Source organism: Methylobacterium sp. J-048 (assembly GCF_022829515.1).
Classification (GTDB): domain Bacteria; phylum Pseudomonadota; class Alphaproteobacteria; order Rhizobiales; family Beijerinckiaceae; genus Methylobacterium.
In genome coordinates this window covers 1-25,672 of record NZ_JAKSYL010000173.1, presented here as the reverse complement: position 1 = coordinate 25,672, position 25,672 = coordinate 1, and the positions used below count along the sequence as shown (strand labels likewise).

26 protein-coding genes and 1 pseudogene are annotated in these 25,672 nt (G+C 69.7%); 13 read left to right on the top strand and 14 right to left on the bottom strand.

The genetic code is table 11. The features are described from left to right. Positions 1–334: 334 nt before the first annotated feature. Positions 335–772 (bottom strand): annotated as a pseudogene (locus tag MKL09_RS17110) (copper chaperone PCu(A)C); the annotation flags it as partial. A 337-nt stretch (positions 773–1,109) separates the two neighbouring features. On the opposite strand from MKL09_RS17110, the gene MKL09_RS17105 reads away from it, so the two are divergent. Together MKL09_RS17105 and MKL09_RS17100 are read left to right on the top strand one after the other, a co-directional pair. Beyond that, positions 1,110–2,408: a murein L,D-transpeptidase gene (locus MKL09_RS17105; RefSeq protein ID WP_244022050.1), complete on the top strand. Its 1,299-nt coding sequence runs from the start codon at positions 1,110–1,112 to the stop codon at positions 2,406–2,408. Positions 2,409–2,547: 139 nt separating this feature from the next. Continuing rightward, positions 2,548–4,218 carry a calcineurin-like phosphoesterase C-terminal domain-containing protein gene (locus tag MKL09_RS17100; RefSeq protein WP_244022047.1) on the top strand — a complete coding sequence of 557 codons (1,671 nt, stop codon included), beginning with the start codon at positions 2,548–2,550 and terminating at the stop codon, positions 4,216–4,218. 4 nt (positions 4,219–4,222) lie between these two features. Here MKL09_RS17100 and MKL09_RS17095 read toward each other — a convergent pair whose 3' ends face one another. Beyond that, entirely contained in the window at positions 4,223–5,257 is a 1,035-nt protein-coding gene (locus tag MKL09_RS17095) for a hypothetical protein (protein WP_244022046.1), read from the bottom strand. Between the two features lie 228 nt (positions 5,258–5,485). After that, complete coding sequence (locus MKL09_RS17090) at positions 5,486–6,064, bottom strand: type 1 glutamine amidotransferase domain-containing protein (RefSeq protein WP_244022045.1); 579 nt, start codon at positions 6,062–6,064, stop codon at positions 5,486–5,488. Between the two features lie 145 nt (positions 6,065–6,209). Between MKL09_RS17090 and MKL09_RS17085 the strand changes: the two genes are divergently transcribed. After that, the gene (locus MKL09_RS17085) at positions 6,210–6,413 is read left to right on the top strand and encodes a hypothetical protein (RefSeq protein ID WP_244022044.1); all 204 of its coding nucleotides are present in this window, start codon (positions 6,210–6,212) and stop codon (positions 6,411–6,413) included. A 2-nt stretch (positions 6,414–6,415) separates the two neighbouring features. Here the strand turns inward: MKL09_RS17085 and MKL09_RS17080 are convergent, their stop codons facing one another. After that, on the bottom strand, positions 6,416–6,805 hold the full coding sequence (locus MKL09_RS17080; RefSeq protein ID WP_244022043.1) for a hypothetical protein: 390 nt from the start codon (positions 6,803–6,805) through the stop codon (positions 6,416–6,418). Between the two features lie 316 nt (positions 6,806–7,121). Here MKL09_RS17080 and MKL09_RS17075 point away from each other — a divergent pair, with 316 nt between their 5' ends. After that, positions 7,122–7,331 carry a cold-shock protein gene (locus MKL09_RS17075; RefSeq protein WP_244022041.1) on the top strand — a complete coding sequence of 70 codons (210 nt, stop codon included), beginning with the start codon at positions 7,122–7,124 and terminating at the stop codon, positions 7,329–7,331. 162 nt (positions 7,332–7,493) lie between these two features. Further along, positions 7,494–7,730 carry an AsnC family transcriptional regulator gene (locus tag MKL09_RS17070; RefSeq protein WP_244022040.1) on the top strand — a complete coding sequence of 79 codons (237 nt, stop codon included), beginning with the start codon at positions 7,494–7,496 and terminating at the stop codon, positions 7,728–7,730. A 313-nt stretch (positions 7,731–8,043) separates the two neighbouring features. On the opposite strand, the gene MKL09_RS17065 is transcribed toward MKL09_RS17070, so the two are convergent. Beyond that, the gene (locus MKL09_RS17065) at positions 8,044–8,859 is read right to left on the bottom strand and encodes an inositol monophosphatase family protein (protein WP_244022038.1); all 816 of its coding nucleotides are present in this window, start codon (positions 8,857–8,859) and stop codon (positions 8,044–8,046) included. A 421-nt stretch (positions 8,860–9,280) separates the two neighbouring features. Between MKL09_RS17065 and MKL09_RS17060 the strand changes: the two genes are divergently transcribed. Beyond that, on the top strand, positions 9,281–9,748 hold the full coding sequence (locus MKL09_RS17060; protein WP_244022036.1) for a DUF6101 family protein: 468 nt from the start codon (positions 9,281–9,283) through the stop codon (positions 9,746–9,748). Positions 9,749–9,754: 6 nt separating this feature from the next. Here the strand turns inward: MKL09_RS17060 and ubiA are convergent, their stop codons facing one another. Continuing rightward, positions 9,755–10,702, bottom strand: a complete 948-nt coding sequence (gene ubiA, locus MKL09_RS17055; RefSeq protein WP_244022034.1) for a 4-hydroxybenzoate octaprenyltransferase — start codon at positions 10,700–10,702, stop codon at positions 9,755–9,757. An 84-nt stretch (positions 10,703–10,786) separates the two neighbouring features. Next, positions 10,787–11,257, bottom strand: coding sequence for a hypothetical protein (locus tag MKL09_RS17050; RefSeq protein WP_244022032.1), 471 nt, complete (start codon positions 11,255–11,257; stop codon positions 10,787–10,789). 230 nt (positions 11,258–11,487) lie between these two features. On the opposite strand from MKL09_RS17050, the gene MKL09_RS17045 reads away from it, so the two are divergent. The 6 genes from MKL09_RS17045 (at position 11,488) to MKL09_RS17020 (ending at position 15,844) form a co-directional block, all read left to right on the top strand. Beyond that, a complete protein-coding gene (locus tag MKL09_RS17045; RefSeq protein ID WP_244022030.1) occupies positions 11,488–12,240 on the top strand; it encodes a 16S rRNA (uracil(1498)-N(3))-methyltransferase in 753 nt (250 codons plus the stop codon). Positions 12,241–12,544: 304 nt separating this feature from the next. After that, the gene (locus MKL09_RS17040) at positions 12,545–13,912 is read left to right on the top strand and encodes a glutamate--cysteine ligase (RefSeq protein ID WP_244022026.1); all 1,368 of its coding nucleotides are present in this window, start codon (positions 12,545–12,547) and stop codon (positions 13,910–13,912) included. 103 nt (positions 13,913–14,015) lie between these two features. Beyond that, a complete protein-coding gene (locus MKL09_RS17035; RefSeq protein WP_244022024.1) occupies positions 14,016–14,414 on the top strand; it encodes a hypothetical protein in 399 nt (132 codons plus the stop codon). Positions 14,415–14,632: 218 nt separating this feature from the next. After that, complete coding sequence (locus MKL09_RS17030) at positions 14,633–14,956, top strand: hypothetical protein (RefSeq protein WP_244022022.1); 324 nt, start codon at positions 14,633–14,635, stop codon at positions 14,954–14,956. Between the two features lie 25 nt (positions 14,957–14,981). Further along, on the top strand, positions 14,982–15,239 hold the full coding sequence (locus tag MKL09_RS17025) for a sulfurtransferase TusA family protein (protein ID WP_244022020.1): 258 nt from the start codon (positions 14,982–14,984) through the stop codon (positions 15,237–15,239). A gap of 38 nt (positions 15,240–15,277) precedes the next feature. Next, positions 15,278–15,844: an NUDIX domain-containing protein gene (locus tag MKL09_RS17020; protein WP_244022018.1), complete on the top strand. Its 567-nt coding sequence runs from the start codon at positions 15,278–15,280 to the stop codon at positions 15,842–15,844. A 185-nt stretch (positions 15,845–16,029) separates the two neighbouring features. Here MKL09_RS17020 and MKL09_RS17015 read toward each other — a convergent pair whose 3' ends face one another. The 7 genes from MKL09_RS17015 to MKL09_RS32230 all read right to left on the bottom strand — a co-directional run bounded on the left by MKL09_RS17015 (position 16,030) and on the right by MKL09_RS32230 (position 24,672). Next, positions 16,030–16,860: a WecB/TagA/CpsF family glycosyltransferase gene (locus MKL09_RS17015; protein WP_244022016.1), complete on the bottom strand. Its 831-nt coding sequence runs from the start codon at positions 16,858–16,860 to the stop codon at positions 16,030–16,032. Beyond that, on the bottom strand, positions 16,853–18,340 hold the full coding sequence (locus MKL09_RS17010) for a GumC family protein (protein WP_244022014.1): 1,488 nt from the start codon (positions 18,338–18,340) through the stop codon (positions 16,853–16,855). The genes MKL09_RS17015 and MKL09_RS17010 overlap by 8 nt, the downstream gene beginning before the upstream one ends. Before the next feature lie 283 nt (positions 18,341–18,623). After that, positions 18,624–19,703, bottom strand: a complete 1,080-nt coding sequence (locus MKL09_RS17005) for a glycosyltransferase (RefSeq protein WP_244022011.1) — start codon at positions 19,701–19,703, stop codon at positions 18,624–18,626. Continuing rightward, on the bottom strand, positions 19,700–21,691 hold the full coding sequence (locus tag MKL09_RS17000; RefSeq protein ID WP_244022009.1) for a glycosyltransferase: 1,992 nt from the start codon (positions 21,689–21,691) through the stop codon (positions 19,700–19,702). Before MKL09_RS17000 ends, MKL09_RS17005 begins: the two co-directional genes overlap by 4 nt. Positions 21,692–21,767: 76 nt before the next feature. Beyond that, entirely contained in the window at positions 21,768–22,814 is a 1,047-nt protein-coding gene (selD, locus tag MKL09_RS16995) for a selenide, water dikinase SelD (protein WP_244022001.1), read from the bottom strand. A gap of 21 nt (positions 22,815–22,835) precedes the next feature. Then, the gene (locus MKL09_RS16990; RefSeq protein ID WP_244021999.1) at positions 22,836–23,555 is read right to left on the bottom strand and encodes a cytochrome c biogenesis CcdA family protein; all 720 of its coding nucleotides are present in this window, start codon (positions 23,553–23,555) and stop codon (positions 22,836–22,838) included. A gap of 388 nt (positions 23,556–23,943) precedes the next feature. Further along, positions 23,944–24,672 (bottom strand): Crp/Fnr family transcriptional regulator, encoded by a 729-nt coding sequence (locus MKL09_RS32230; protein ID WP_244021998.1) that lies wholly within the window; start codon positions 24,670–24,672, stop codon positions 23,944–23,946. Between the two features lie 384 nt (positions 24,673–25,056). Here MKL09_RS32230 and MKL09_RS16980 point away from each other — a divergent pair, with 384 nt between their 5' ends. After that, positions 25,057–25,566, top strand: a complete 510-nt coding sequence (locus tag MKL09_RS16980) for a metallophosphoesterase (protein ID WP_244021997.1) — start codon at positions 25,057–25,059, stop codon at positions 25,564–25,566. Positions 25,567–25,672: the final 106 nt, after the last annotated feature.

Genomic DNA, 25,672 nt, shown 5'->3' with positions numbered 1-25,672 from the left:
CAAGCCGTCCCGGACCGGGACATTCCGGCCATGGCTCTCGGGCGACGCAGCAATCCTAGCGCCGAACCGCGGCAGCATCAGGGTTAGATCTTTCTTAACCTTAATGAGCCGGCCGATGGTTAAGATATGGCGCGCGCCGCCGCGTGCAAGCATTCGAAAGGAGATCTGGACACCGGCGAATACGCGCTGCCTTCAACCGGGCGTGGAACCGACCCCGCGCGCAAGTTCTTCGCGCCCCGAACGCCGGGTTCGACGGCACGATATTCAGTTGCGCGGCCCCTCTCGAGACACGTGCAACGTGTGGATCCGGCCGATCCACGAACCGGGCCGTGGGCTAATGCTGGTGCTGATGCTGGTGGCCGCCGCCCGGCGCGCTCGCGCCGACCGGCGCTACCGAGAACGTGACCGGCACCGCGCCGGCGCGCTGGAAGGTCAGCGTCCCGGAGACGGTGTCGCCGGCCTTCGGGGCGCCGGACAGGCCCTCGAACATCAGGTGATAGCCGCCGGGCTTCAACTCCACGGTCTCGCCGGGCTTGATCGTCAGGCCGCCGGGGACCGCGGCCATCTTCATCACGCCGCCATCCATCGACATGGAGTGGATCTCGCCGGACGTGGCGAACGGCACAGCGGCGCCCGTCAGCGTGTCCGGGGTGGTGCCAGTGTTGACGATCGTCACGTAGCCGCCGGCGACCTTGGCGCCGTTCGGCGTAGCCCGCAGCCAGGGCGTCTCGATCGTGAGATCGCCGGCCTTGATCGGGTCCGCCTGGGCCGCGCCAGCGAACAGGCCGAGGCCGAAAAGGGCCGCGCACAACATCTTCATCGGCATGCTTCCGTCCTGAATTTTCTCGAGGGGGCAAGGGGCTTCGGCGGCGTGATGCCCGGGCCGGCGGATCCCGGTGCGGCCAGCCCGGCGGTGGCATCTCTGCCACACCGGCCGGCCCGTGACAGTCGTCGCCATGCCGCAAGCAAACGCGACGTGCGTTGCCGCACGCCGATGCCACAATCCGGCCCCTTCGATAGGGAGTCTTAAGGCCATCCCGACACCGTGGCGACCGAGTACACCCGCTCTCGCCATGATCTGACGAACTCCGGACAAGAGCCAGCGACTGATGCGCATCAAGGCAACAAACCGGTTCACGGCCCTGCTGGGCGTCGCCGCGCTCGGCACGCTCGGCCTCAGTGCCGCCGAGGCCCGTGACCAGGGCAACTACGCTCAGGCCGAGTGGGCGCAGGATTACGCCTCGCCCGCCGGCATGCAGGTGCAGCGCGAGACCGTGCCGATCCTGTCGGCCCAGACCGTGTCGGCCACCGAGCAGATGGTCGAGCGCTATCGCGACATCGTCAACCGCGGCGGCTGGCGTCCGGTCTCCGGCGCCGATCGCCTCCGCGTCGGCGCCAAGGGCCCGGCGGTGTCGGCGGTGCGCCAGCGCCTGATCGTCACCGGCGACCTCGATCCGGCCGCCGGCGGTTCGGGCGTGTACGATTCCTACGTCGCGGCCGGCGTGAAGCGGTTCCAGGCCCGGCACGGCCTCAGCCAGACCGGCGCCATGAGCCTCGCCACCCAGCAGGCGATGAACGTGCCCGCCGATGTGCGCCTGCACCAGCTCGAGACCAACGTCGTCCGGCTGCGCTCCTATTCGGGCGATCTCGGCCGGCGCTTCGTGATCATGAACATCCCGGCCGCCCTGGTGGAGACCGTGGAGAACGGCCAGGTCGTCACGCTGCACGCCGCCGGCGTCGGCAAGATCGACCGCCAGTCGCCGATCATGAACACCAAGGCGACCCAGATCAATTTCAACCCGACCTGGACGGTCCCGGCTTCCATCGTGAAGAAGGACCTGATCCCGAAGATGCAGAAGGACCCGAACTACCTCACCGACAACAAGATCCACATCCTGTCGGGCAACGGCGAGGTCTCGCCGCGCTCGATCAACTGGAACTCGGATGAGGGTACCCGCTTCACCTACCGGCAGGAATCGGGGGCCGACTTCAACTCGATGGGCATCGTCCGCATCAACATCCCGAACCCCTACGGCGTGTTCATGCACGACACGAACACCAAGGGCGTGTTCGGCGACGATTTCCGCTTCATCTCCTCGGGCTGCGTGCGCGTGCAGAACGTGCGCGAGTACATCACGTGGCTCCTGAAGGACACGCCCGGCTGGGGCCGCGAGCAGGTCGAGCAGGCGATCGAGAGCGGCAAGCGCGTCGACGCGAACATCGCCCAGCCGGTGCCGGTCTACTGGACCTACATCACGGCCTGGGCGACCCCGGACGGCCTCGTGCAGTTCCGCGACGACATCTACAAGCGCGACGGCGTGAACGTGCCGTCGACGATCGGGGGCCCGACCCCGGTCGCCAGCGCCGAGCCGCTGCCCCAGACCTTCGAGCCCGGCGACGAAGAGTAAGGTCGCCGCGCTTCACGCCTGCGGTTTCCTCCGAGGCCCGCACCCCGATCCGGGGTGCGGGCCTCGCGCGTTTGGGGGGCAGTGTCATCGGGCGGTCAAACGCCTCTGCTTGGCCTTTGCCGCCGAGCAGGAGCTTCCGATGACGCCTGATTCCATCCCCGCAACCGGACGCCTCACCCGCCGGGAGACCGTGGCCGGCGCCGCCGCCCTCGGGCTCGTGGCCGGACGCGCCGGGGCGCAGGAATCCGGGCAAGATTCCGGGGAGGCCACGGGCATCGTCTACGCCGTCCAGGCGATTGACGCCGAGCGCGCGCCGCTGCCCGGGGTGCTGGTCTCCAACGGCCGTGAGGTCGTGCGCACCGACGGGCAGGGGCGCTACCGCCTGCCGATGCCCGGGGACGGCGCGGTCTTCGTGATCAAGCCGCCGGGCTACGCCCTGCCGCGCGATGCCGACAACGTACCCCGGCACTCCTACATCCACCAGCCCGGCGGCACGCCCGCGAGCCTGGGCCTGCGCTACAAAGGCCTCGCACCCACCGGCCCGCTGCCGGCGTCCATCGACTTCATCCTGACGAAGGTCGACGAGCCCGCGGATTTCGACGTGATCCTGTTCACCGATCCGCAGCCCGAGAGCCGGTTCGAGCTCGACCACGTGCGCGACACCGCGGTCGCCCGGGCCATGGCGATCCCGGCGGCCTTTGGCCTCACCACCGGCGACGTGCTGTTCGACGATCTCTCGCTCTACGGCCGCTCCAATCGCATCGTCGGGCGGATCGGGCTGCCCTGGTACAGCCTGCCGGGCAACCACGATCTCAACATGCAGGCCCCGGATGCCCGCTACAGCCGCGAGACCTGGAAGCGGGTGTTCGGGGCGCCGACCTACGCGTTCCGGCACGGGCGCACGCTGTTCGTGATGCTCGACAATGTCGAGTGGCTGGGGCCGCCGGTCCCGGTGGGGGCCAACACCTACCGGGGCCATATCGGTGAACGGACCCTCGCCTTCCTCAAGAACCTCCTGGCCGAGATCCCGCCGGATGACCTTATCGTGCTGGCGACCCACATTCCCCTGGTCACGGATACGGGTGACGACCCGCGCAGCGCGACGATCGACCGGACCGCGCTCCTCGATGTCCTGGCGGGGCGCAAGGTGCTGAGCCTCGCCGGCCACACCCACACCACCGAGCATCACGACCTGGCCGACGGGCACCATCACCACGTGATGACCGCCGTGTCGGGCTCGTGGTGGAGCGGGCCGGATACCCGCACCGGCATCCCCTCGGCCGACAGCCGCGACGGCACGCCGAACGGCTTCCACGTCCTCTCGATCCGCGGCATCGATTACACCACCCGCTTCGTCCCCGCGCAGGGCGAGCCGGACGCGACCATGCGCATCGCCTTCGAGAGCGAGTTGCGTCCCGCTGCCCCGGAGACGATCCGGGCGAGCCACCCGATGCAGGGCTTGCGGACGCCGGTCCCGCAGGAGGCGCTGGCCTCGACCAACCTCGTGGTCAACGTGTTCGACGGCGGCCCGCGCACCAGCCTGGCCGTGCGGATCGGCGAGCGGGCGCCGGAGCCCATGACGCGGACCCGGCGGCTCGACCCGTTCGTGACCGAACTCTACGCCCGCTATCCGGAGACCAAGAAGAGCTGGGTCCAGGCCACGCCCTCGACCCATATCTGGACCGCCCGCCTGCCGGACGATCTCCTGCCCGGTGCTCACCGAGTCACCGTGGAGGGGACGGACGAGTACGGACGGCCGATCCGGTCCTGCGCGGTGCTCGAAGTCACCGGCGACGGCGCGCGCGGCTGACGGTTTACGTCTGTGCTGCCGGTGCGAGCGACCGCGACGTCCGCGTCGCGGTCGAAACCGCTTCGATCGCTGCCGCGATCATGATCAGCATGGCCGCGGTCACGAGTGCTGCCTGCCACAGGTTCTGGATGACGTGGCCGAACAGATTTTGACATGCGAACAGGGCCAGGTTCGAGGCCACCAGGTAGATCAGGATATGCCGCCCCGGGCTCGTCAGGAGGTGAGGGAGTGCGAAGCGCCTGACGATCGACATGCTGGCCGCCCGATAGAGCAAGAGGAACAGGGCCGATCCCATGACCCACAGGGTGGAGGGCGGGAAGCGGGAGGGCGGATGCCCTGCCATCATCGCGACGGCCAGAAACCCCCAGGTCGCCAGGGCGGCGACATACAGCGCGATCCGGTCGAACGATTCCGGTTTCCCGGCATGATACGCTCCAAGGAACAACCACATCGCATAGGGGGCGAGCGGGAAATACATGTTGTTCGGAGCGCCGAAGAGGATCCTCAGCCAAGGCAGATCGAGGGTGTTCACCTGCACGCACCCGAACAGGGCCGACATGGCGAGGCCCAGCAATAGAAAGGGCGGCTTCTTGGCGACGGGTCCGAGCCATTGCCCGAGCCCGACCATCGCGAGGCTCAGAACGAAGAACGAGGCGAGGAATTCGCTGTGGCCTGGCAGGTCTGCCAGCGTCACCACGCTTAGGATCCTCGCGGCGGACAACCCGTTTCCGTCGATTAGCACCAGATGCGCGATCCCCGACAAGTAGAACGCAAGCAGGATCTTCGCAGGCCCCTTGAGCCTGTCCCAGAGCGTCCTGACCCGAGCCGTACAGCAGGACAGGGCCGTTCCCCAGCCGAACGCGAACAGAAATCCCGAAAAACTGATGAGATTGACCAAGTTCGACAGGCACCCCGCCAGCGTGTCGATCGGGGCCTGAACGATCTGGACGACGTGGGCGAGGATCATCCCCACGACGAGAAGCGTCTTGAACGCATCCAGGTCGGCGCACCGATCCCGGCGTTCATTCCTGCCAGACAAGAGGGACCCTCGTACAAAGGCTGAAGCCGGGATGCGCTGCCGTGAGCATCGCTGGCCCGTGTAAAGAAGACGTGTCCGAAGATGGCGGCATCGTTCGTGCCGGCGCACGAAGCGTAAAGCTTGTCGAGATCTGGTCTATCGAGCCCGGCTCTCCGGCAGGAATAGTTAAATGCCGGGCACGCCCCGAACCGGGTGGAGCCGATCCGGGGCGCATGTGGGGACAGGATGTCAGGCGGCGAGCTGGCGGCTGCCGTGGCCGCCTTCCTGGATCTCCTCGACGATCTTGGCGCAGAAGGCGTCGAGATCGCCGGGGTTGCGGCTGGTGACGATGCCCTGGTCGGTCACCACTTCCTTGTCGTGCCAGCGACCGCCGGCATTGATCACGTCGGTGCGGATCGACGCGAACGAGGTCAGGTCGCGGCCCTTGGCCGCGCCGGCCTCGATCAGCAGCCACGGCGCGTGGCAGATCGCGGCCACCACCTTGCCGGAGGTGAGGAAGCTCTTGATCACCGCGAGCGCCTTCGGCTCGAGCCGGAGCTTATCCGGGTTGATCTGGCCGCCCGGCAGGACCAGGGCGTCGTAGGCCGCAGGATCGACGCGATCGAGATCGATGTCGACCGCGACCTCCTTGCCCCAGTCGGTCTTGTCCCAGCCGCGGATCGTGCCCTTGCTCGCGCGCGATTGCGGGGCGGCGACGGTCACGGTGGCGCCGGCCTCGGCGAGCTTGGCCTGCGGTACGGTCAGTTCGCTTTCCTCGAAGCCGTCGGTGGCGAGGATCAGGATCTTGGCTTGGCGGATATCGGGCATGGCGGGCCTCCTTGTTGGGGGTCTGCCCGGTCAACGGAGGCCTGTTCGTGCTGTTCCGAGGCGAGCGACATGGCAGGCCGGCGCGCGGAACCCACGGAAGGGCGGCCCGTTGATCCGGCATCCCGAAAACCATCAGGAGACCGCCATGGCCAATCCTGGCCTACCCGAGCCTACGCCCGGCGATCTGCCGCTTCCGCCGCTTCCGCCCGAGGAGGAGCCCGATATCGGGCCGACCGGGCCGCGCACTCCCTATCCGGTGAACGATCCGGGCATCGGCGAGCCGGGCGGACCGGGTTCCGAGCCCGACATCTTCCCCGGTACGCCGACCGATCCCGGCACGCGGATGTAAGATCAGTGGCCGCCGTGCGAGGTGCGCACGTCGCGCGGCGCGCTGAGGATTTCGGAGAGGCTCGTCACCACGTGGCGGGCCTCTTCGTCCGTCAGGCGCAGCTGGAACGGCGGCAACGCGCCGGCCTGCAGGGCGACGACGGCTTGGCCCTCCTCGTCGGTGCCGACCTCGATCGCCGAGGAGGTCACGTCGAGCATCGCGACCTCCTCGTCGCCCAGGCCATCGGACAGGTCGGGCTCGTCGGTGTCGTCGATCGCCGTCAGCAACTGGCCGACGGCTCGCACCAAGGCACGGGCGGCGCGGGCATCCATCACCACCGCCGTCGCCTGATCGTCCTTCTGGAAGGAAAGCTGGATGTTTGCACCGTCCAGCGAGACCGAAATGCCTGCCATGTATCGTCCGGGAGCCACGCGCCTTAACTGTCTGTCCGTGTTCCGTATATGCAACGAGATTGCCGGAAAGCACAGGGGGCGCCGCGCCGCCGCGAGTGCGCTGCGTGGCCTGCGACGGAGACGCCGCGCCGGAGGTGCCTTGTTGCTGCCGCAGCCAGCGCCTAAATAGAGCCTCGGGGGGCATTTCCACCGAGACCGGAGCGTTTCAGCGCCCAGCGTCTCGCGCCCTGCCAAACTGGCCAACCCAGCAAGACTGTGGTGCAGGACGCGGCTTCTTCGCCGCGCGCTCGCCCTATGGACGAACGAGGTACCCTACGTGAATACCGGCACTGTGAAGTGGTATAACGAGACCAAGGGCTACGGCTTCATTCAGCCTGATGACGGCGGCAAGGACGTTTTCGTTCATATCTCTGCCGTAGAGCAGGCTGGCATGCGGAACTTGGTCGAGGGCCAGCGGCTCTCGTACGAGGTCCTGACGGACAAGCGCAGCGGCAAGGACGCCGCCGGCAACCTTCAGGCCGCCTGAGGCCGCATTAGGGATCGAACCGGCCGCACGCAGCGGCTCCCCCTTCCGACGCTTCCACCGCGACGAGATCGTCCGGCTCAAGGTGGCGTCGGAGGCAACCATCAGAAACGACCCCGGACGCGCACAGACGTCCGGTCCAGAAAAGAAAAGACACACGCGATAATGATGTTCGAATATACGCGGCGCCGCGGCGTCCGCTCCCCCGTCACCGATGCGCCGACCTTCCGGGTCGGGCGGCTGGCGCGGGCCAATTCCGCGACCGAGACCGCGGCCGATCTCAGCAACCTGATCGACCGGTCCTACAACTACCATTCCCCGCGGGAACTGCACTGGCATATCGCCGAGCGTCTCGGCCTTGCGCCCAACGCGGTGGTCATCCGCGAGGCGGCGGCGGCCTGAGGGCCGACGTTCCGTTCGAGGTTCTCTAGACGCTCATGACGTATGGAGCCGCGTTCGATCTCAGATCGGGCGCGGCTCTTGTGCGTCGTTGATCTCGCAGACGGCGCCAAGTCCGCGCCGCCCCTTTCCCGGGTGCATGCAGCGCCAGCGGAATGCGACCCGGGATCCAGCACACAACACCGCGCAGCGGCATCGTTGGCTCTCCGACCGTGCCGCTGCGCGGTGCTTTGCCTGCTGGGTCCCGGATCACCTTCCACTGGCGTTCCAGGTGTCCGGGAAAAGGCGCCGCGCGCTGTGAGCCGCGCGGCGTACCTTACCGATCCCAGGCCGTCAGGACCGGGTCCCGCAGGGCGACCGGTGTCGCCAGCAATTCGCCGTGGACCGGATCCGCCCGATTGTAGGTCGTCGCCTGTCCCTTGAGGTCGCAGACGACGCCGCCCGCCTCGCGCAGGATCAGGTCGGCGGCCGCGATGTCCCAATCGCGGGCATTGCCAGAAATCAGCCCGACATCGACCGACCCTTCAGCCACCCGGGCCAGCCGCAGGGCGAGCGACGGGATGCGGTCGATCCGCTCGAAATTCACATCCGTGCCGGCCCCCCGGGACAGGCGGTCCAGCATCGGCTTGGGCCCAGTGATGCGCGCGCCCGGCAGGGTCTCCTTGGCATCCACCCGGATCGCTTCACCGTTCCGGGTCGCGCCGCGTCCGAGCACCGCCTCGTAATCGGCGTTGCCGACGGGGGCGTGGACGAACCCGATCCGCGGCTGGCCACCCGCCAGGAGCGCGACTGCGATCGACCAATCGGGATGGCCCGACAGGAACGCCCGGGTGCCGTCGATCGGATCGACGATCCAGACGAGGTCATGCCCGATCCGTGCCGGATCGTCGGCGGTCTCCTCCGACAACCATGCCGCCGCCGGCACCAGGGCACTCAGGCGGATCTTCAGGAAGGTGTCGACCGCGACGTCGGCCTCCGTCACCGGGGAGCCGCCGGCCTTCGACCAGATCCGCGCCGAGGTCTGGCCGCCGAGCTTGAAATACGGGCGCGCGATCTCGGCGGCTTCACGCATGACCGCGCGCAGGTCCGGCATCAGGGCGGAGACGGCCGCGTCGGTGATGGGCTCGGGCATCGCGCTCCGGGGGGATAGCGTCAGGCCCGGATCGGGCCACGTCGGGGCCTCTGCCCGGCTGGTCGGACGCGCAGAGCCGGATCGGAAGGAGATCTGAAACACCGGAGGGCCGCGCCGCCCGGTCGCTCCCGTTGTAGGGCGCCACCGGCACGGCCACAAGGATCCGCACTCTGCCACCGGGATCGATCGAGAGTGATCGATCTTCGCAAGGAAGTGTTGAGCATTCAAGGAAGCATTGAGCATTCCTCAAATGACATCGCCGTCCAGAATCGCTTAACGACGGTGCTTAAGCTGTGCGGAGGAGTTCGGGTGCGATTTTGCTTGGCATAACGGACGGCCCGACACGGGTCGCCACTTGCTCCAGGGACTCGGACAGATGAACACTTCCTCGTTCACCGACGAACGCCGCGAAGGATCTTCCATGGATGCCCAAGGGGTCGCAGCTGTGGCCGCTTCCGCCTTCGCCCCGTCGCCGCTTCCGGTGATCGGCCGGGTCTCCGGCGCCCGCAAGGCCGCCGGGATCGCCTTGGCCTACGCTACCGAGGAGGCCGAAATCTGCGGCGCCGACCGGTTCAGCCTTATCCTGGTGGATGCCGAGAACGACGAGCTTCACCGCCTCGGTTGCTTCGACGAGGACGATGTCGTCGCCGTGTGGCGCGATATCGCCGCCCGGGCCGGCCTGGTCCGGATGATCGTCCGTGAGGACGGCGCGCTGGTGCCGGTTTCCGAGCAGATCGGCCGGCTGATCCTCGGGCGCGTCCGGATCCGCCGCCGGCATGCCGGGCTCGGCGCCCGCCGTCCGCGCTTCCTGGCCCGCCGCAAGACCGGCCGGCTTCCGGCCCGGCCGCAGATCTTCCGCGGTGAGAACGAGATCATCGCCCGCACCTGAAACGCTTCAGGACAGGCTCCGCAGCAGCGCGTCCGCCGAGAGGCCCACGAACAGGATCAGGCCGGCATCCCGGTTCGAGCGGAACAGGGTCAGCGCACCGCGCCCGTCACGCTCCCGCAGGGACAGGACCTGCCACCCGAGATGCGCGGCGAAGGCCGCCACCCCGAGCGACCCCACGAGCCCCGCGCCCGCGCCCCGGGCCGCCAGCGCGATGAACAGCGCGGCGAGCGCGTAGCACAGGGCCACGGCGCCCCGCACGTGCCGGCCGAACAGGCGGGCCGAGGAGTGGATCCCGGCGATCTCGTCGTCCTCGATGTCCTGGACCGCATAGATCGTGTCGTAGCCCACCACCCAGCAGATCGTGCCCGCGTAAAGCAGCAGCGCCGGGGCATCGAGGCGGGCGAACAGGCCCGCCCAGCCCATCAGCGCACCCCAGGCGAAAGCCAGGCCCAGCACCGCCTGCGGCATCGGCATCACCCGCTTCATGAACGGGTAGATCGCCACCGGCAGCAGGGAGCACAGCCCGACGAGCACCGCCGGCTCGTTGAACTGCAGCAGCACCGCCAGCCCGATCAACAACTGGGCCAGCAGGAACAGGGCGGCGTGGCGCGGCCGGACCTGCCCGGAGGGGAGGGGGCGCTGGCGGGTGCGCTCGACCTGAGCGTCGAGATCGCGGTCGGCGATGTCGTTGTAGGTCGAGCCCGCCCCGCGCATCGCCACCGCCCCGATCAGGAACAGCAGGCAGTGCCAGGGATCGGGGATGGACAGGTCGGCCTTGATCGCCGCCAGGGCGGACGACCACCAGCAGGGCAGGAGCAGAAGCCACCAGCCGATCGGCCGGTCGATGCGCGCCAGGCGCAGATACGGCCGCCAGGGCCGCGGCGCCGCGCGCTCGACCCAGTGTCCGGTCACCGCGTCGGCCGGACGGCCATCCTCCGCTGCCGTCCCGCTCATCGGTCGGATCTCCGGTCGCTCCACGCGCGCATCCCCCCGTTTCAGAGGGGGGCCGCGCCGGACCCGCGATCCTCCCGGACGGCCTTACAGGGCGCCTTGCGGCAGCTTGAAGCTGCCGGTCAAGCCCGGGCCGCCGAGCAGGCCGCTGCTGGCGCCATTCTGCGCCTGGGCGCGGGCCTGCGCCTCCATCTTGGTCGCCTGGGCCGCGACGCCGCAGATCTTGGTGCGGATGCCGCTGACCTTGAGGTGGTCGGCCTTGAAGCCTTCGGCGAAGGAATCCGGGATCGAGCACCATTCCTTATTGGCGGTGATCCACTTTATGCCTTCGGCGCCGTTGGACTGCAGCTTCCCGAACAGCGCGCAGGCCTCCTGCGGGGTCATCTTCTTCTTGCTGTTCGAGGCCGCGTTGGCGCGGGAGACCAGCGCCTTGCGCTCGGCCAGGGTCTTCTGGATCGTGCCGCATTCCGGCGCCGCGCCCTGCGCGAAGGCCGCCGTTCCGAACAGTAGGCTGCCGACGAGTGCCGCCGCCCCCAGACTGAAGCTCCTGTTTGCCATCCCGCGACTCCCTCGACGCCGTGCCGGAACCTGCGCGCCGCCGGCTCCCTTCGTTCCCCTGGGTTCGCCATAGGAATGTGGCGTCAATCGAGCGGCAAACCGGCGAGGCGATGCTGGTGTGGGGGAAGTGCCAAAAACCGGCGTCCGTAACCTTTGAGCAACAGGTTTGCGGGGCGCGTGGCCTGCCGGCGCGCGTTGACAGCCTCGCCCGGCCGCGCGACCACCCGGCCATGCCGGCCTACGACTTCACCGCCCCGCGCCTCCACGTCGAATCGGATCTCGCCGCGGGAACCGTCCTGCCGCTCGACCGCGCCCAGGCGAATTACCTGCTCAACGTCCTGCGCCGGGGGCCGGACGATCCCGTGCTGGTGTTCAACGGACGGGACGGCGAATGGCGCGCCCACCTCGTGCAGACCGGCCGCAAGGGGGCGGACCTCCACGTCGCCGAGCGCACCCGTGCGCAGACGCCGCGCGCTGACCTGCATTACCTGTTCGCGCCCCTGAAGAGCGCACGCCTGGATTATCTCGCGCAGAAGGCGGTCGAGATGGGGGCCGGTACGATCCGCCCGGTCATCACCCGCTATACGCAGGGCGAGCGGATCAACATGGACCGCCTGCGCGCCAACGCCGTCGAGGCGGCCGAGCAATGCGGCATCCTGGCGATCCCGGATTGTCCCGAGCCCGAGAAGCTTGCCCCGGCCTTGGCGAGTCTCGCGCCCGAGCGGCTGCTGGTGTTCTGCGATGAGGACGCCTCCGTCAGTGACCCGGTGCGGGCCCTGCGGGAGGCGGCCGATCCCGCCGCCACACCGCCGCTCGCCGTCCTGGTCGGCCCGGAGGGCGGCTTCTCCGAGGAGGAGCGGGCTGCAATCCGGGCACGCCCTAACACCGTCGCCCTGTCCCTCGGGCCGCGCATCCTGCGCGCCGACACCGCCGCGGTGGCGGTGCTGACCCTGGTCCAGGCGGTGCTCGGCGACGCGCGCTGAGGCCGGTGCCGTCTGGGTGCATGTGTGCCGGCGCACATCGGAGCGGTGCGCCGCGGGATTGTACCGCCGAACCGGGGCGAACGGGTGCCCCGGTCCACGGCGCCGCGTTGTCGGTTCCGGGCGCCTCGATTATGTCCCGGAGCGGATGGACACCCGCGCCGCGCTCCTCGGAGGCCGGCGCGGGTGTCCATCCGGACTCCGCCCGCTGGATGGGCGCGGGACGAGGTCGAACCGGACGGACACGCTGGAGCAGTCCGGTGCGCTCCCATCCCAAGCATAGTTCACAGGCACGAGTAGGCAGCGCATGGCGCGCGACAGCAACGACACGACGCCGCTCACCACGCGCGCCGAACTGATCGAGTGGTTCGCCGCCGGCGAGAAACCGCGCGCGCGATTCGCCATCGGTACGGAGCACGAGAAGATCCCGTTCTACCGGGCGAGCCGCGAGCCCGTGCCCTATGACGGCGAGCGCGGCATCCGCGCCCTGCTGGAGGGGCTGGCCCGCGAGACCGGCTGGGAGCCGATCCTCGATCTGGGCAACATCATCGGCCTGTCGGCCGAGGAGGGCGGGGCGATCTCGATCGAGCCGGGCGGGCAGTTCGAGCTGTCCGGTGCGGCGCTGCCGGACGTGCACGGGACCGCGGCCGAGCTCGCCACCCATCTCGCGGCGACCAAGCGCGTGGCCGATTCCCTCGATATCGGCTTCCTGACGCTCGGCATGAGCCCGCGCTGGCGCCGGGACGAGACGCCGGTCATGCCCAAGAGCCGCTACAAGATCATGGCCGGCTACATGCCGAAGGTCGGCGCGCTCGGCCTCGACATGATGCTGCGCACCGCCACCGTGCAGGTCAATCTCGACTTCGCCTCCGAGGCCGACATGGTGCGCAAGCTGCGCGCGTCCCTGGCGCTCCAGCCGGTGGCGACGGCCTTGTTCGCCAACTCGCCGTTCACCGACGGGCGGCCCAACGGCTTCCTGTCCCGGCGCTCCGAGATCTGGCGCGACACCGATCCCCACCGCACCGGCATGCTGCCCTTCGCGTTCGACACCGGCTTCGGCTACGAGGCCTATGTCGATTGGCTGCTCGACATGCCGATGTACTTCGTCAAGCGCGGAGACATCTACCACGACGTCTCGGGCGCCTCGTTCCGCGACCTGATGGCCGGCAAGCTCGCGCAGCTCCCGGGTGAGTACGCGACGGTCGCCGACTGGGCCAACCACGCCTCGACGGCCTTCCCCGAAGTCCGGCTCAAGCGCTTCCTGGAGATGCGCGGCGCCGATGTCGGCGATTCCGGCATGATCGCCGCCCAGGCCGCCTTCTGGGCGGGGCTGCTCTACGACGAATCGGCGCTCGATGCCGCCCTCGACCTGGTGAAGGGCTGGAGCCCGGCCAACCGGGAGGCGGCCCGGGCCACCGCCCCGCGCCTTGGCCTCGCCACTCCGGTCGCCAACACCACGCTCGGCGCGGTCGCCGCGGAAGCGCTCGCCATCGCCCGCGCGGGCCTGCGCGCCCGGGCCCGTTGCGACGCCGAGGGCCACGACGAAACCCTCTACCTCCAGCCCCTCGAGGCGATCGTCACCGCCGGGCGCACCCGGGCCGACGACCTCCTCGCCGCTTACGAGGGCCGCTGGGGCGCCTGCGTGCGCCCGGCCTTCACGGAATGCGTGTTCTGACCCGCCGACCTGGAGCGCCGTGCGGCCGCACACCGTAGCCTGGAACGAAGTGCGATACCTGACGGTTCTCACGCCGATCGTTCAGCGCGTGGAGGAGATGTCCATGTCCCGCATCACCACATCCGTCGTCGCCGGCGCCTCGGCCCTGGCCATGATCGCCGGTTCGTTCACCGCCGCCGAAGCGGCTCCGCTTCCGGCGCAGAGCGCGGTGCAGGTCGGTGGCCAGAACGCGACCGTCGACAATGTCGGCTGGCGCCGCGGCTATTATGGTGGCGGCTACGGCTACCGTCGCGGCTATGGCGGCCGGGTTGCCGGTGCGGTGGCTGCTGGTGCGGCCCTCGGCATCATCGGCGGTGCGCTCGCCGCGAGCGCCGCCCCCCGCTACGGCTATTACGGCGGCTACGGCTACCCGGCCTATGGCTACGGCTACGCCCCGGTCCGCAGCTACGCGTATCCGGCCTATGGCTACCCGGCCTACGGCTATGACGATTACGGCTGGTAAGGCCTGATCCGGATCGCCTCGAAGGCGCCCGGTCTTCACGAGGCCGGGAGCTTTTGTTTGCCGATTTTCGGGTGTGGCCGCTGCGTCTAGGGCCCGCGAACCGCTTCACGTTAAACGTGCGCCGCAAGCTTCGAACAAGGCCGGTGAGGCTTATCGGATGCAGGCCATGTCATCGGATCCCTCCGAGGCCGAATCGCCGAGTCGAGGAGATCGCGGCCATGACCCGCTTCACCGCCGCTCTCGTGGCCGGCATCGTATCCGCCGCGACCGCCGGCGGAGCCTGTTCTGCCGCGGATCTCGGCCCGTATCGCGCTCCTGTCTCGCGCCCGTCCGTAGGTCCTAGGATCGCCGCCGAGGCGCGGGTCGTCCGGCCGGAATACAGTTATTATGGCGAGTACGGCTATCCGCTGCCGTTCGGTTACGGCTACGCCTATGCGCCGACCCCGGGCCGCAATATGGAATACGGCTATTACGGCCCGACCTATTATGTGTTCGCGCCGGACACGTATCGCGGTCCGCTCCTCGGCTATCACGAATGGTAGCGGGGCCGGCTCGGGAGCCATCCGTTTGCGGGACGACGAACCGGATCGTGTCGAGCTCGACCTCACGGGGCTGAAATGCCCGCTCCCGGTCCTGCGCACCCGCAAGGCCCTGCGCGCGCTCGGCGCCGGGCGGGTCCTGGTGGTCACCTGCACCGATCCGATGGCGATGATCGACATCCCCAACCTCGTGCGGGAGGAGGGCGCCCGGCTCGATGCGGCCGAGCGGGACGGTGATCGCCTGTGCTTCCGCATGAGAACCTCCGTGAAGCCGCCGCATTCCTGAGCGATCGGTCCCGTTCCCAGGGATGAGGCGGAGACGGCATGGCACCGCGGATCGGGGGCGTGCGCCTCGTGCACGAGGGGTGGGCCCGGTACCTCGTGGCCGAGGTGATGCAGGACGACGGCTCGCGCATCACCCGCGAGATGGAAGATCACGGCCGGGCCGTCGCGGTGCTGCCCTACGACCCAGTCCGGCGGGTCGCGACCCTGGTCTCGCAGTTCCGGGCGCCGGTACTCTATTCCGGCGGGCCGCCGAGCCATGTCGAGGTGCCGGCGGGCCTCCTCGACGACGGTGCCCCGGAGGACGAGGTCCGGCGCGAGGCCGCCGAGGAGACGGGTTTGCGCCTCGGCGAACTCGATCTCGTGGCGAGCGCCTGGACCATGCCGGGCATCTCCACCGAGCGGATGGACCTGTTCCTGGCGGCCTACGCCGAATCCGACCGCACGGGCGCCGGCGGCGGCTTGGCGGCCGAGGGCGAGGCGGTCGCCGTCCACGAGATCCCGCTTTCGGAGCTGGTTGCGATGACCCGCCGCGGCGCGCTCACCGACATGAAGTCGCTTTTGCTGCTGTTCGCACTGCAATTGCGGCGGCCGGGACTGTTTGCGTAGCTCGCCTGCAACGCCTTGGAATGACGGAATACGCCTCTCGCCGTCATTGCGAGCGCAGCGAAGCAACCTAGGGCAGCGTGCGATCTCGGAATGTGGTGTTTCCCTGGGTTGCTTCGCGCCGCTCGCAATGACGGTTGCGGGCGTGGACGGGATGAAACGGGTGCACCGGGCGCCGGCCCGCCCCCTCAATCCCGCCGTCCCGAAGCCCGGTCGCGCATCGCGATGCCGATGAAGCGCCACGACTCGATGAAATAGCGCCGGAACAGCCGCCGCGGCGCGCACAGGAACCGGAAGACCCATTCGAGGCCGAGCCGCTGCATCAGCCACGGGGCACGGGGCACGTAGCCCGCCGCCACCGACAGCGCGTCACCCACGCAGAACACCACAGGGCTTCCGAGCACCTTGCCCTGGCGATCGACCCAGATCTCCGATTTCGGGGCGCCGACGCCCATCACCAGCAGGGTGGTGCCGTGGGCGCGGATTTGCTCGGCGAGGGCGCGGCCGTAGGATTCGTCGTCTTCGAAGCCGAAGGGTGGGACCGCGCTCGCCACGGCGCCGTCCGGGAGGCCGGCGGCCTGGAGGCGCGTGGTCAGCGTGTCGGCGGCATCCTGGCGGGCCGCGACGAAGAACACCCTCCGGGCGAAGGGCGGTGGGTCGGCCAGCACGCAGGCCAGCAGGTCGTGCCCGGTGATCCGTTCGGCCGGCCGACGGCTCGCCGCCCGGGCGAGCCAGACCAGCGGCATGCCGTCCAGCGTCCGGGCGGCGGCACGCGTGTAGGCGCCCCGGAAATCCGCATCCTCGGCCAGCTGGACGACGTGGTCGACATTGGCGGTGACGATTGTCCGCGGCCCGTCCGCGTGCCGCGCCGCCACCGCTTCGACGATCGCGGCCGCCGTGCCGGTGTGGAAACTGTAGCCGAACAGCCGGACGGTCGTCGCCGCTGACGGCGCCGGGACGGCATGGTCCAGCCAGACCGCCGCGGAATCTATCGGAACCGGGGCCTCGACATCACGCATCGGCGGCCCGGAAGCTGGTCCCGGGGCGGATTGCGGCGCGGCGGATCCGCCGGCGGTCGCTGTCGGCGCCGAGCGCCAGGGCGATGGCGCCGCCGAGCAGCAGGCCGAGCACCAGGGCGACCGGCAGCACGATCTTCGGCGAGGGCGGGAAGGTCCGCTGGCGCGCCGGGGTCGCCACCGAGATGATCCGGACGTTGGTGGTATTGAGCCGCTCCTGCTCGCTCGCCTCGCGAGCGCGCTTCAGATAGGCCTCGTACACGCCCCGGCGGGACTCAAGCGTGCGCTCCAGCTCGCGCAGGCCGACATAGGCCCGGTCGCTGCTCACGGTCTCGGTCTTCACCCGGTCGAGACTCGAGCGGATCGCCGCCTCGCTGGCCGCGGCCCGGTCGTAATCCTTCTGGGTCGTGTCGATGATCCGTTCCTTCTCGCGCTGGATCAGGCGCTGGAGGTCGCGCTGCTGGGCGTATTGCTCGGCCATGGCCGGGTGGCGCTCACCGAGGCGGGTGGCGAGCTCGGCGGTATTGCGCGAGAGCGTGGCGTATTGCTGCCGCAGCGCCTGCATCTCGAGCGATTGCAGCATCTCCGGCAGGGCGGTGCTCGGGTCCGACGTGCGCATCTTGCGGGCCTGATCCAGGCGCGACTTCGCCTCCGCGGTCTTGATCGAGGCCGTGACGAGCTGCTGGTTCAGGTCGCCGAGCTGCTGGTCGGTCAGAAGGCGGCCGCTCGAGGCCACGAGCTTGTGGGCCTCGCGGTAGCGTACCACCTCGCCCTCCGCCTGCTCGACATCGCGCTTCAGGTTGCCGAGCCGTCCGGTCAGCGCGTCGAAGGCGCGTCGCGCGGTGTCGGTACGGGCGGCGCTCTCCTCGGCGAAGTAGGCGTCGCCGATGGCGTTGGCGATCCGGGCGGCCTTCTCGGGATCGCGCGACTGCACGGACACGTCGATCACGAAGGTCCGCTCGGCCCGGCGGACGCTGAGCTTGGTCTGGAGCGTGTCGAGGGCGATGTTGACCGGGTCGCGGCTCGCGGCCGGGGGCAGCATGCCGAGCGCCCCCTTGATCCAGGCCAGCGTCGGGTTGTTGCCGTCCGGCAGCACGAACTCGTCGTCCTGGTCGAGATGCAGATTGGCGATCACCCGGCGCAGGACGTTGTCCGACTGGATCACCCGCACCTGGCTCTCGGCGATGGAGACGCCGCTATCGGCCTGGGGCTGCCGGGCGTTCACGTCGTTCTCGACCACCCGCAGGTCGCTCGGATCGACCAGCACCTGGATTGCCGAGGTGTAGCGCGGCGGGATCAGGCCGAGCAGCGCCACCGCGACCGCCACCATGAACAGGCCGCCCAGCACGATGAACCCGCTGCCCCGCCACAGCCGGCGCAGGATCACGCGCGCCTCAGGTCGGCTCTCCTCACGGGGATCGACCTGCGGCAGCACCATGCGGATCGGCTGCTCACCACTCATGCGCGTCGAGAAGTCGAACATGCGCCACGCTCCCTGACCTGTCGGAGTGCGGCCGGTGCCGCCCTCCACCGCACTCCTGCGCCCGTCCCCGTTTCGGTCACCTCCGTGCCGATCCGGGACAGAGCCTCGACCGAGGCGGTGTCTTCTCAGACACTGCAGCAATCGGCATACCGAAGCAGTACTCTCGCCTTGAACCAGACCCTACAGCAGGATTCCTGTAGATCTTGCTTACAGAACTAGGGCGCTCTGTCACGATTTTGTGGCGCCGATAGGCCAGGAATTGTTGGGGACTACGTAAACGGATTCACGCGAGAATCGTCGCACCCGCTACCGCGTAGGCCGCGGACTCGCCCGCGAGGAAGTTCTGGAAGCGCACACGGTCCTCGGTCGCCGCATCGTTCCAGCGCTCCACGTTGTCGCGACTGGCCGCGGCGGCTCGGGCCAGGCCGTTCTCGTCGATCCAGGCCGCGAGCGCGGCGGCGGCGGCGTCGGGCGCTTCGGGGCGGATCAGCAGGCCCGACGTGCCCAGCACCTCACGGAAGACCGGCGCGTCCGGGGCCACCACCGGAAGGCCGCCATGCTGGACCTCCAGCAGCGGCAGGCCGAGCCCCTCGGCCTTCGAGGTCGAGAGCAGCAGATGGCAGGAACCGGCCAGATCCCGCAACTCGGCGTCGGACAGGTAGCCGTACCGGTGCAGGAACGGCGGCGGGTCGTCCAGGAAGACGTGGCGGCCCCAGCCGACCCGGCCGACCAGATGCAGCTCCGCCGGCATCCCGGCCCGGTTGAGCGCCGCCGTCAGCGCGAGTGCGGCCGGGTAATCTTTGCGCGGCTCGATCGTGCCGATCGCCAGCATCCGTAACGGCGCCCCCGGGGCGTAGGGAGCCGGTCCCGGCAGGTCACCGAGGCCGAAGGCGTCGCGCACGGACGGGCGCAGCAGGGCGACCCGGGCCTTGGGCGTGCAGACGGCTCGCACGGCCGCGCCGGTGGTGCGGCTGTTCACGAACAGGTTCGGGCACCAGAGCAGCGCCCGCGCGAAGCTCGGACTCATGTAGAGCCGGCTCTTGAGGCTCAGATCCTCCGGTCGGTCGAGCAGAAAGGTATCGTGGACATAGAACAGGCAACGCTCGGCCGCGACCGCGCAGAGCGGCCCCGGCGGAAAGCCCGGGAACAGGAACAGCGCGTCCCGGTCTCGGAGCATCCGCAGCGGCAGGCTGACTTGCTGCTGGCCGATCATCCCGGGCAGCGAGCCGCTGGTGATCGGGCGGACATCGTGCGGTGCCAGCCGGTCGGGGGCGAACAGGTCGAGGGTGATCCGCTCGATCCCGGTGACGTGGGACCGCAGATGGGTCTGGTCGAGATAGATCCGCTTGGTGCCGGGCTTCACGGCACGCTCCGGCGCAGGGTGCCGGCGAAGTACAGGCAGCGGCGCACGAACAAAGGCATGCGCCGGCCGAGCATCATCTGCTTGGCCCGCCGCAGCCGCCGCACCAGGGGGCGCGAGGCCGCCGGCACGGTGCCGATCGCGCCCGGCAGGCGCTCGGCCGCGAACGGGAAATGGCCGAGCATCGTGGGGGCGAAGCTCAGCCGCGCGGTGTGGGAGAGGAGCCCGCGAGACCGAAAAAGAACGTCTAGCGACAGGGCGGCGGCGGCGGGGCTGTGGCGGCTCTCCAGAGCGATCCGCGCGAAGGCCCCGAGCCGCCCCCGGGTCTCTTTGTCCTCGACCAGCTCGGTGAGCGCCTGCGCCAGGGCGCCGGGCTTCACCGGCACGAGGCGGCCGGACACGCCGTCGATCACCGCGGAGGTCAACCCGGAGGTGCGGTAAGCGAGCGTTGGCACGCCGCACAAGCCGGCCTCGATCGGGGTCTGACCGAGGGTCTCGTGGCGGCTCGCGGTGACGTGGAGATCGCAGGCGCCATACCACGCGGCCAAGGTCTCCTCGTCGGCGATCAGCCCCGGCGCGAACAGGTTCGGCACGCCGAGCCGGGCCGGATCGTCGAGCCGGCCGATCGCCACGACACCGACCCCCGGCCGCGCCACGGCTCGAAGCGCGGCGCGCAGATCCGAAAATCCCTTGTCGGGACCGTCGACGATCACCGCCGAGATCAGGATCAGCACGTCACCCGCAGGCAGGCCGAGCCGGCGGCGCAGGGCGGCGCGGTCGCCCGGCCGGAACGCGGCGGTCGGGAAGGCCAGCCGGACCCGCTCCGCCACGGTGCCGGACGGTGCCAGGTCCCGGGCGCGCGCCAGGGTCCAGTCGGAATTGGCGAGCAGCCACGGCACGGCGGGACCGGCCAGCACGGCGCGCTTGCGGGCATGCATCCCGGCGATCCGCCCGGGGGCGAGCTGCGGATACTCGTCCGGCCCCGGGCAGGCGGCATCGCAGCCGATGGCGGCGCGTGTGCAGTCGCGCGGGTGGCCGCAGCGGCCGGTAAGCGGGAACAGGTCGTGCAGCACCAAAGCCACCGGGCCGCGCCGGGCGAGACGCCCGACCACATCGAGGCTGCGGGTGGCGCCGTGCAGGTTGCCGGCGAGCACGAGGTCGGGTGCGGCGGCCGCGATCGCCGCCTCGGCCTGCGGGAACCGGTCGGTCCATTCGGCGGCTTCCGGCCGGTCGCTCAGCGCGAGGCTCGTCACGCGATGGCCCGCCAGCGCCAGCGCGTCGGAGAGCCGCCTCTGGGCGATGCCGGCGCCGCCCTGCGTGCCGGTGCCGGTGAGCGAGACGATCGACAGACCATCGAGTTTTTCCGTCGGCGCCGTGCTGACCCGTTGCAGCAGCACGGGGCGGCCGATGCGCCTGCGTGATGCGGCGGGTAGCGCCGACCAAGCGGCTCCCGCGTCCAGGCGACCCTCGGCGTCGAGCATCGCGTGCGCCTGCAAGGCGTCGCGTATCCACAGCACCTCGCCGCCGGTGAACGGCACGCCGTCGGGCGTGTCCGAGGCCGCCAGCCCGGGAATGTCGAGTGCCAGAACCCTGTTGGCGAACAGGATCCGCAGCCCCGCCACCGCCACCGCGCCGGTCAGGGCGGCTTCCAGGGCCAGGGCGGTCAGCGCCCCAGGGGCGAGGAGATCGCCGGCGCGCAACCACAGGAGCGCGTCGCATCCGGGCTCGACCAGCAGCGTCTCGACTTGGGCACGCCCCGAAAAACCCGGCGGTACGAGGTCGTGTCGGACCTCGGGGTAATCCTGGCGCAGCACCGAGGCGATGGTCTCGCGCAGGTCGATGCCGGCAGGCACCAGCGTGACGACGCGGATCCGCGGCCAAGGCCGTCCGTCCGGCAGCGCGAGCGGCCGCGCCGCGCCCAAGGCGGCGGCTCCGAACGGCCAGCCGGCGACGCCATGGGCGGGCATTGATGGGGGGACGGCGTCGGTCAAGGGCTTTTCGCGGGTCGGGCCGGGCAGGCAGTCTGGCCGCGAAGGGTGAACATTGCCTCTCGGGCCGCGCGCGTCATCAGCCGCCCACGCGGACCCGGGCCGGGCCGGTCTCCATATGGCCGATCCGGTTCGCGGCGCTGTAGCCGGCCGCCCGGATGTGCGCGAGGATCGCATCCGCTTGAGAAGCCGCGCAGGTCACCAGCAAGCCGCCGGAGGTCTGCGGGTCGGTGAGCAGGTGGCGGCGCCAGTCGGGGAAGTCCACGGGCAGATCGACCTCGGCCCCGAAGGCGTTCCAGTTGCGGTGCGAGGCGCCGGTGACGAAGCCCTCCTGCACCAGCGCCTCGGCGCGGGGCAGGAACGGCAGCGCGTCGGCCTCGAGCGCGAAGGTGAGGCCGGCACCGCGGGCGATCTCGAGCCCGTGGCCCAGGATGCTGAAGCCAGTCACGTCGGTGAGCGCGTGGACGGCCGGCTCGGCGGCCAGCGCGATGCCGATCGTGTTGAGCCGCGTGGTGGTGGCGACGAAATCGCGGTAATCGACCGCGTCCAAAGCCTCGCGCTTGATCGCCGCCGAATAGACCCCGACGCCGAGGGGCTTCGTGAGGATCACCGCGTCCCCGGCCAGCGCGTCGGCGTTGCGCCGCACCGCCTCCCGGCGGCAGGTGCCGATCACCGCGAGGCCGTAGATCGGCTCCGGCGTGTCGATGGAATGGCCGCCGGCCACCGGGATCCCGGCCTCGGCGCATTTTTCCGCGCCGCCGCGCAGGATTCGGGCGACGACTTCGGGTTCGATCTTGCCCACCGGCATGCCAAGGATCGCCAGGGCGAAGATCGGCCGCCCGCCCATGGCGTAGACGTCCGAGATCGCGTTGGTCGCGGCGATCCGCCCGAACTCGACAGGATCGTCCACCATCGGGGTGAAGAAGTCGGTGGTGGCGATCACGCAGGTGCCGTCGTCGAGTTCCCAGACCGCCGCGTCGTCGGAGGTCTCGTTGCCGACGAGCAGCCGCTCGAACGGGCCGGCGGCCGGCTGCTCGGCGAGCAGACGGCGCAGGATCGCCGGATCGAGCTTGCAGCCGCAGCCGCCGCCATGGGCGAGACTGGTGAGGCGGGGGGCGTCGGTCATCGCGGGACTCCGTTTTGGAGATCAGTAACGCGTGGTCACGGCATTGAGCCAGTCCGGCGCGGCGGCGACCGCCGCGGCCTCGACCCGCTTGTCGGATCCGGTGAGGATCAGCAGGCCGAGCGCCACCATCACCAGCCCCAGGGCGACCTTGACGCCCTTGCCCGCCGCTGCGAGCCCGCCCCGCCAACGTATCAGCGCCTCGCGGGACACGAAGCCGAGCAGCATCAAGGGTGCGGCGGCCCCGATCCCGAAGGCCAGCATGGTCAGGGCGACGCTCCACAGGTGCTCGCCCCGGGCGGCCAGCAGCGAGGCGGCCCCGAGCGTCGGCCCGACGCAGGGACTCCAGGCCGCGCCGAGCAGCAGGCCGACGCCGAACTGGCCCGACAATCCCCCGGACCCGAACCCGCCGAAGCGCTCTTCCGCCCAGGCCCCCACCGGCCCGGTCGCGGTGGCGAACCGGGCCTGGAGCCGCGGCAGCATCAGCACGACGCCGAGGATCAACAACAGCACCGCCCCGGCGCTGCGGAACACGTCGCCGTCGAGCCCGATGGAAAAACCGATCGTCGCCACGAACAACCCGATGGCGGTGAAGGACAAGGCCAGGCCGAGCGCCAGCGCGACAGGCCCGAACCGATGCTCCGAAGCTGCGGTCCCGAGGACGATCGGCACAAGCGGCAGGACGCAGGGCGAGAGCACCGACAGCAGCCCCGCCAGGAAGGCGAATCCGACAATCCCCAGCATCGCCCGATCCTCCGCCGTTCTATTGTTGGTTCGCAGGCTTTGCCCCGGGGGCAGTCGGCGTCAACCGGGGCCTCGTCCAGCCGCCGACCGGGAGCGGACACGGCCTAGCCTGGCGACCCGGGCGCGGGCCTCTCAGCGCCGCCGTCCCGGGCGCACGACAGACGCTCTCCCGCTCCGGAGAGGGAATCCCACGTCTCGTTCAATCACGGCACGACTGCGCCTGAGATCGAAACCTGCGCCGCCCGTCGCCCCGCCCGATCGGTGTGGTACGGCGCAGCAAGAGGAGACCATCGCGGCGGCGATCACCTGGAGACGGCTACGCCTGCGTCCTCCGGCCGGATGGCGCGGTCGGTGTGAGGCGGCGGCGCGGTCCCGGCGTCCGCGACCGTCAGGCGGTCGGTGCGACGAGCCCGCCGATCAAACGGTCGTACTCGGCCTCTGCCGTGCCGTAACTGTCGCCCACGAGGCTGAGCAGCCCGTTTCGGTCGATGATCTCGACGAGCCCGCGATACGTGCGCACGAGGCCGTCCCGTTCCAGCACTCTCAGGGCCCGGGTCACGCCCGGCCGTTCGACGCCCAGCATCAGCGACATGAATTCATGCGTGACCGTGACGGCGTCCCCATCGCTTCGGTCGTGATACATCAGCAACCAGCGGGCCAGCCGCATCGCGGTGTTGCCGCGCGCGTTGGCGAACGCGGTCTGCGCGGTCTGCGCGAAATGGGTGTGGATGTAGCGGAGAAGCAGGAAGCGAATGGTCGAGCGGGCTTCCGCGACCGCGAGCAGCACCTGCGCGTCGATCGCCAGCATCCGCCCGGCCGCCTGGACGAAGTGCGTGTAGGGGGTGCGGTCGTCTCCAAGCAGGATGGAGCTGCCACCGACCAAACCTTCGCGGCCGATCAGCCCGATCTCCACCCGGCCGCTCGCCCCATCATTCGTCACGGAGACGATGCCCGCTTCCACGAAATAGACCGTCTCGATCTTCGTGTGCGGGGAGATCAACTGCTGCCGCAGGAGCATGTCTTCCGGCCGCAGTGCATCCTGCAGGGCCTCGAAATCCTCCGGTTCGAGGGCGCGGAGGAGGCGATTGCGTAGGTCTGCCTGACGGAGATGTGCCACGGATACTCATGCTTAGCGGGAGAGAGCACACGCGCTCCCTCGGTTATCAACGCCCTGAACGAAGCTGACGACATGTCTCGCTAATGTCTGCGCCGGCGCGCTGCAATGTAAAATTCTTACGACCAAATATATTTAGCTGTCGCTATCATATGAATGTACATTTTTTACAATGATTGCTTGAGGTGCGGCGAAACATCATCGCGACATCGCACCGAGCCGATGGATGCCCGTGCACGGGCCGAGGCACCAGCCGTTTGCGATCGCATCGGCATTTCGGGGCCCACCAGATCCGCACGCCCGATCAGCGGACCGGCATCCCCTTCGGTGCCCGGCGCTCTAGCTCACGGGCTCGAGAGCGAGTCGAACATTCCACGGAGCGGGCCTGTGGCCACCTTCTTTACGGGCGATACCCATTTTGGCGACCCGCGCGCCCTGCGTTTCGACCACCGACCCTACCCGGACCTCGACGCTCACGATGCTGGCCTGATCGCCGCGTGGAACGGCGCGGTCGCCCCGGGCGATACCGTCTGGCACCTCGGGGATTTCGCCCTCGGCCCGAGCGGATCGCGGATCCGCGAGATCCTCGACGGGCTCAACGGCGACAAGCACCTGATCGTCGGCAACAACGACGGCCCCGACACCCTCGGGGCTCCAGGCTGGGCCTCCGTGCGCCACTACGCCGAACTTCTGGTCGAGGACCGGATGGTGGTGCTGTGCCACTATGCGTTCCGCACGTGGAACGGGATGGGCCGAGGCTCGATCAGCTTGCACGGGCACAGCCACGGCAAGCTCAAGCCGCTGCCGAAGCAGTACGATGTCGGGGTCGATCCCATGGGGCCGGCCCCGGTCGGCCTCTCCGCAATCCTCACCTCGCGGCTACGCCGGAAGGCGTAATCCGGCCGGAACCTTCACAGCAGCTTCACCGTTTCAGCGAACAGAGAGGGGATGGATACGCTCCGCCCCCGAGACACCCGGCAGCCTCGTCCGCGGAGCTGCGACA